This is a genomic window from Weissella sp. DD23 (assembly GCF_001579105.1).
GTDB classification, from domain to species: Bacteria; Bacillota; Bacilli; order Lactobacillales; family Lactobacillaceae; genus Weissella; species Weissella cibaria.
Genome location: NZ_KQ970390.1, coordinates 19,197 through 22,365, shown reverse-complemented (window position 1 = coordinate 22,365; position 3,169 = coordinate 19,197). Strand labels below are relative to the sequence as shown.

At 45.0% G+C, this 3,169-nt stretch carries 4 protein-coding genes; 2 read left to right on the top strand and 2 right to left on the bottom strand.

All coding sequences use genetic code 11. The features are described 5' to 3' along the window. Window positions 1-702, top strand: a 702-nt coding sequence (locus WEIDD23_RS00100; RefSeq protein ID WP_242865340.1) for a metal ABC transporter permease, incomplete at its 5' end; no start/stop codon positions are given. Between the two features lie 29 nt (window positions 703-731). Continuing rightward, window positions 732-1,676 (top strand): metal ABC transporter solute-binding protein, Zn/Mn family, encoded by a 945-nt coding sequence (locus WEIDD23_RS00095; RefSeq protein WP_010370390.1) that lies wholly within the window; start codon window positions 732-734, stop codon window positions 1,674-1,676. A gap of 174 nt (window positions 1,677-1,850) precedes the next feature. On the opposite strand, the gene WEIDD23_RS00090 is transcribed toward WEIDD23_RS00095, so the two are convergent. Further along, window positions 1,851-2,294, bottom strand: coding sequence for a hypothetical protein (locus WEIDD23_RS00090; RefSeq protein WP_010370388.1), 444 nt, complete (start codon window positions 2,292-2,294; stop codon window positions 1,851-1,853). A gap of 49 nt (window positions 2,295-2,343) precedes the next feature. Then, a partial coding sequence (locus WEIDD23_RS00085; RefSeq protein ID WP_062358588.1) for a diacylglycerol kinase occupies window positions 2,344-3,169 on the bottom strand: 826 nt, incomplete at its 5' end.

Genomic DNA, 3,169 nt, shown 5'->3' with positions numbered 1-3,169 from the left:
GGTGATGCCATGTCGCACGCGGTTTTGCCAGGTATCGCCATCGCGGCTTTACTCGGCATCCCCTACTACTGGGGCGCTGGTGTGTTTGGTTTGCTAGCCGCCCTCATCATTAACTTCATCGCGGAACATACCCCGTTAAAGACTGATGCGGCGATTGGCCTCACGTTTAGTAGCTTCTTTGCATTAGGCACAATTATTATGACAGCAGGTCACTCAACCACCAAGTTAACTGATATTTTATTCGGAAATATCCTCGCCGTTTCTGGTGGTGACCTCATTTCAAGCCTTGTGATTGGCTTAATTGTTATCCTAGTTGTTGCTATTTTCTACCGTGAGTTATATCTCACAACTTTTGATCGATCATATGCGCAAGCGCAAGGTATTCGTGCAAATCTATTCCGAAACCTGTTGGTCGTCATGATTACTTTGGTTATCATTGTGGCATTACGCGCCGTCGGGGTCATTTTGGTAACGGCCCTGCTCATCACCCCAGCAGCAAGCGCCCGATTATTAGTTAAGCGTTTCCAACCAATGATTTGGTTATCTGCGGCATTTGGTGTGTTGAGTGCTTTTGTTGGTTTATTTCTTAGTTACACGTTTGACTGGCCATCTGGTCCCGCCATCGTTGTGACTGGTGCGGTTATTTTTATTTTATCGTTTATTGCTCATACAGGTTTGCGATTGCAAAATCGTCACGCCTAGTCTTTTTAAACAATTAGGAGTTTAGTTTTATGAAGCGCATTATTGGGATTATTGTTGCCCTTGTTGTGGTTGTTGCTGTTGCATTTGGTTTGATGCACCGCAACGATCAGTCAGATGGTCGTGCAGCTGACGGCCGTTTGAACGTTGTCTCATCATTTTCAATTATTAATCAAATTTCTGAAGAAATCGGTGGTAAGTACGTTAATGCCCACACGATTACCGCAATTGGGGCTGACCAACACGATTATGACCCTACCCCAACCGATGTTAAGCGTACGCAAGACGCCGCAATCGTCTTTGCAAACGGCTTGAACTTGGAAAAGGGTGGCTCAGGTTGGTTTGATAAGTTGATGAAGACCACCGATAAGCACGCTGGTAAGGAAATCTTCAACGTGACGGACGGCATTAAGACAATTAAGCTAACGACAGCTGGTGTGGCTGGTCAAGATAACCCCCACGCTTGGAACGGTGTACTAGAAGGTAAGACTTACGCTGCTAACATTGCCAAGGTCCTTGAAAAGAAGGATCCTGCCCACAAGGCTTATTATGCTAAGCGTGCAACGGCTTATGAAGCAAAGTTGCAAAAGTTGTATGACAAGTGGCACGCTAAGTTTGCCGCTTTGCCTGCTGATGATAAGAAGTTGGTTACGCAAGAAGGTGCCATGGCCTACTTCGCCCGTGACTTTGGTTTGAAGCCATACTTCATCTGGGAAATCGATACTGAATCAAATGGTACCCCTTCACAAATCCGCACGTTGGTTGAAGCTTTGCAAGGCGAAAAGGTTCGCGCAACCTTTGTTGAGCAAGGTGAATCAGACAAGCCAATGCAAACGGTTATCTCACAAATCAACTCACACATTGCTGGTGAGTTGTGGACGGATTCTGTTTCAAAGCAGTCTGGCGTTGTCCCAACGTACTACGATTTGTTGAACCACAACGCACAAACAATCTATGATGGTTTGACGTCAAAGTAAAGTATTACAAAAGCACCCGCTTAGGTTTTAGGCCTAAACGGGTGCTTTTTACGTCTATAAAAAAAAAACGCCGTCCCTGGTGCAGGACGACGTCTAAGATTACGCTGTACCTTTATAATAGTCTAAATTCGTGAAAAAACAACTATTTGCGTGCGATGAAACCATGCCCCGCCATCAGTTTATATCACGCCGTGTGATGACATTATGATTTAATAATGTTTTCAATATTAAATCATATGCCTGGTTTTGCTGCATATCACGTAGCGTCGCCACCAAATCACGGTCACGCGTCGTTAAATCTGGGCTAAGCAGCAACGACTCAAGATATTCCGCTGCGATCGAGGCTTGTTCATCGCGCTTCGCTACAAACACAGGTCGCATCTCTTCAGGATCAACATAAAATGATACTGATGTCAGACCCTCACCGCGACGACCATCTGGTTGTGACACATCAACATGTAAACTCTGTCGCTGCGTGGCATCAGTTGGCAAGGTATCTAATTGTGCCAATGCAATTGCCATATCCCATGCTCGCTTAGTATGATGGGCTAATTGTTGGTAGAAAGCGTGCTTTGTATTAGCAGGCTGCGCGACACTGGTTTTCTTTTTTCCAAACATGTTCATTCCTCACAAAAGAGCCTACCAGAACATCTGGCAGGCTCTTTTTTTACTTGTGTTCATCCAATAAGATTGGGGCCTTAATCAAGTTATCACTTGGCATATCATCAACATTCGCAACCATTGCTATGTGGGCGTGATAATTCTTAAAGACGACCGGTGCATCCCCACCGTACTCGCCATCCAAGTTAATCATAATCTTAGCATTTTCATCTAATGGTGTAATTTCAACATTTTCTGATTTTACATACAACAAGTTTGGATCATCGACGTGCTTACCAGTTAGCACTTCTGAAATTAAGCCCAAGATTTCAGCGAACTTTGTTGTCTTAACCACCAACAACGTAAACTTACCATCGTCCAACTTAGCATCTGGCACGATTTGTTCAAAACCGCCAACTGAATTAGTTAAGGCCAGGAAAAACATTGATGAAGTACCTTCAAATTCACCATCGTCATACTTAACGCGCAAATTCATTGGTGCCACACGAGTCAACATTTCAGCACCCTTCACAACATAGGCCAGGTATCCATACATTGACTTAAGCTTTGATGGGACTGAATACGTCAATTCAGACAATGAGCCACCAGCTGCGATGTTAATAAAATACGTGTCATTGGCGCGTCCAACATCCATCTTAGCGGCCTTGCCCTTTAGGATGACCTTAGCAGCCGCTAGCGGATCCTCACGTGGAATGCGCAAAGCACGTGCATAGTCATTGGTTGTCCCAGCCGGAATAATCGCCAACATTGGGCGCTTATCCAATGGCGCAATGCCGTTAACAACTTCATTGATTGTACCGTCACCACCGGCCGCAATCAGCAAATCAAACCCAGCTTCCGCAGCTCGACGCGCCTCATTTAACGCTGAATTA